Raw genomic sequence first — 3256 nt, forward strand, 5'->3', positions numbered from 1 at the left:
GCCCGCTCCCGTCAGGCGTCCTCCCCCGGCGCGGGGTCCGGCCCGGCACCGGGGGCGGCGGCGGGAGCACCGCTCTCCCCCTCCCGGCGGGCGCGGGCGAGGTCGGCCCGGCTGCGGGTCAATTCGGCGATCGCGGTGATGATCTTGGACGCGCTGACGCCGATCGAGGCCACCAGGCCGGCGAGCGCGCTGATCGTCGCCGCCACCCAGGCCCAGCCCGGACTCCGGGGACGGCGCGGGCGTCGTGTTGCCACTCGGCGGCGCCTCCGTGTCCAGGGTGATCGTCAGCGTCAGCAGCACCAGCACGGACACCAGCACGAACACGACGACCGCGCGGCGCACCCAGCGGTCCCGCTCCACCCCGCCCAAACGGCCCCTCAACTCCCCCATGGGGCCAGCCTAGTGCGTCGAGGTTCGCGCCCGCCTCACCGTTCCCGGACGGCGATCAGCTCGCGGCCGCGCAGGGTGTACAGCACGCCGTCCTCGTCGGCCGCCAGCCGGGCGCCGCTGTACCACTCGGCGTCCACCTGGACGAGCACGGTGGCGGCCAGCGTCACCGGGTCCAGCCGGAACAGGGTCTTCTCGCTGATCCCGTACAGCCGGCCACGGGCCACCAGCAGACGCGGGTTGGCCGAGGTGACCGCCCGCAGGTCGGCCCTGGTGTCGATCACCGGGGGCCTGCCCCGCCGGGCGGTGCGCAGGTCGGCGGCGAAGGCCTGCCCGTTCACCGTGATGCCGAACAGCCGGTGCCCGTGCACCGCCAGGCTGCTGACGCCCGAGCCGAAGTCGGTGGCGGTGCGCCACAGTTCGCGCCCGGCCACCGGGTCCCAGCCCGCCAGGTCGCCACGCGGGCCGGTGGCCTTGGCGTTGTCGCCGCCGAGGAACGCCTGCCCGTGGCCGGCCGCCACCGCGCGCACCAACTGCTCCGGCCCGAGCGGGTCGACGTGCACGGTGGGCAGCCCGCTGCCCGGCCGGTAGGTGACGAACGAGCCGCCTCCGGTGGTGTCGGCCTGCACGCCGAGCAGCAGCAGACCGTGCTCGGCGTCCCAGCGCACCGCCTGCGGGCGGTTCTGCTCCTGCGGCAGCCTCGCCTCCTGGACCGGCACCTCGTCGGCCCACGGCCGGTACCGCCAGATGCCCTGCGAGGAGTAGACGCCCAGGTAGAGGGTGCCGTCGTCGAGGATCGCGGCGTCCTTGGCCTCGCCGGGCACCGGGAGCTTGCGCACCGCGCCGGAGCCGAGGTCGTGCAGCGCGAGCGAGCCGTTGCCGCCGACGTACACCCGGCCGTACCGGGCCGCCAGCGACATGCCGAGCTGCGCCTCGGCGGGCGCGCCGGCGGCCACCAGGTCGGTGGTGGTGACGGCCGCGGTGGCGGTGGACAGGGTCCAGGCGGTGCCGCCCTCGGTGACGCCGACCAGGGTGTCGCCGATCCGGCCCAGGCCCCAGGAGTTGCCGTCCGGGACCGGCACCGCGAAGGACTCCGGGCCGCCCGCCTCGCCGAGCCGGTAGCGCCAGACCGTGCCGTGCTCGGTGGAGGTGAACCAGACGGTGTCGCCGAGGCGCTGGAAGTTGGTGACGCTCTTGGTGCCGGGCACCGGGAAGGACCGCAGCACGGTGTGGGTGGCCGGGTCCAGCAGGGCGACGTGCGCGGGCTTGCCCTCGGTGGAGACGGCGAGCAGGTCGTCGCCGAGGGCGGTGATCTGGCGGATGATGGTGTCCGCGGCGAGCTCGGGCGGGGTGATGTCGGTGACCTTGCCGGTGGCCCGCTCGACGGCGAACAGCGAGGCCAGGGTGGCTCCGCCGCCGCCCGCCAGGTTGCTGCCGACGCCCAGGTAGGCGTGGGTGGCGGTGGCCTCGACGGCCCGCCCCTGGGTGGCGTTCGGCGCGGGCGAGGCGACCTCGGTGAGCGCGCCGGTCGCCGGGTCGTAGGCGTACAAGCCGGGGCCGGCCGCCCGCCCCTTCTGCCGGCCGGTGGCGAACACCACGCCGTCGGGGGCGACCGCGACGTCCCGGACGTCGGCGCCGGGCACGTTGGCGAGGCCGCGCACCCCGCCGCCGGCCGGGTCGAGGCGGTAGAGGTTGACGGCCTTCGGCGCGTCCGTGACCCCGAGGTACAGCAGGCCGTCGTGGGCGGCCGAGCCCTGCACGAAGTTGCCGGTGGGCAGGACGGCGGTGCCGGTGACCCGGCCGGTCGGCACGTGGTAGCCGACCGCCTTGGCCGGGGCCAGGTTGCGCGAGCCGATCCACAGCGTCTCGCCGATCAGGGTGGCGCTCATCAGCGGGAAGTCGGCGTTGCCCGGGCCGAGTCCGGTCACCTCGGGGGTGCCGGAGGGACGGCGCGGGGCGGCCGAGGCGGCCCCGGCGCCGAACACGCCCACCGTGGTCAGAGCGGTCACGGAGGCGGCGCCGCGCAGGAGTTGGCGGCGGGAGGGGCGGGCGGACGGCGTCATGGCGTTCCTCGGAGGAGTCGGGGCGGGGATCAGTGCCGCCCGGCGGCGGCGAGCAGCTCGCGGGTGTACGGGTGCTCGGGCGCGCTGAACAGCCGCTCGACGGGCGCCTGTTCGACCACCCGGCCGTGCCGCATCACCAGCACCTCGTCACAGAGGTGGCGGACCAGCGCGAGGTCGTGCGAGATGAACACCAGGCCGATGCCGGTGCGGCGGCGCAGGTCGAGCAGCAGGTTGAGGATCTGCGCCTGGACGGAGACGTCCAGCGCGGAGGTGGGCTCGTCGGCCACCAGCACCTCGGGGCCGACGGCGAGCGCCCGGGCGATCGCCACCCGCTGACGCTGCCCGCCGGACAGCCGGTGCGGCAGGGCGTCCAGCAACTCCTCCGGCAGACCGACCAGTTCGAGCAGCTCCTCGATGCGTCCGAGCGGCAGCCCATGGGCCAGCAGGGGCTCGGCGAGCGCTTCGCGGACGGTCATCCGCGGGCTGAGCGAGGCGTAGGGGTCCTGGAAGACGAACTGGACCCGGCGGCGCAGCGCGCGTTCCTCGGCCGGGGTGGCCCCGTCCCAGGAGCGGCCGCCGACCCGGACGCCGCCGGACCGCGGGCGCAGCAGCCCGAGCAGGGCGCGGGCCAGCGTGGACTTGCCGGAACCGGACTCGCCGATCACCCCGACGGCACGCCCCGGCGCGGCGGTGAGGCCGACGCCGTCGAGCGCGGGCGCGCCCCGGCGGCCGTAGCGGACGGTGAGGTCCTCGGCGACCAGCACCGGTTCGGCGGCGTCCCGCGGCACCGCCGGCGCCGTGGTGTC

Annotated in this window: 3 protein-coding genes; all 3 read right to left on the reverse strand. The window is 76.2% G+C overall.

Annotated elements, in window-relative coordinates; translation table 11 throughout:
* Nucleotides 1–11 precede the first annotated feature (11 nt).
* Nucleotides 12–254, reverse strand: a complete 243-nt coding sequence (locus tag ABD308_RS31485) for a hypothetical protein (RefSeq protein ID WP_344342609.1) — start codon at nt 252–254, stop codon at nt 12–14.
* Between the two features lie 171 nt (nt 255–425).
* The gene (locus tag ABD308_RS31490) at nt 426–2450 is read right to left on the reverse strand and encodes an NHL repeat-containing protein (protein ID WP_344342610.1); all 2025 of its coding nucleotides are present in this window, start codon (nt 2448–2450) and stop codon (nt 426–428) included.
* 29 nt (nt 2451–2479) lie between these two features.
* Nucleotides 2480–3256, reverse strand: a 777-nt coding sequence (locus ABD308_RS31495; RefSeq protein WP_344342611.1) for an ABC transporter ATP-binding protein, incomplete at its 5' end; no start/stop codon positions are given.

Source organism: Kitasatospora putterlickiae, assembly GCF_039527695.1.
GTDB classification, from domain to species: domain Bacteria; phylum Actinomycetota; class Actinomycetes; order Streptomycetales; family Streptomycetaceae; genus Kitasatospora; species Kitasatospora putterlickiae.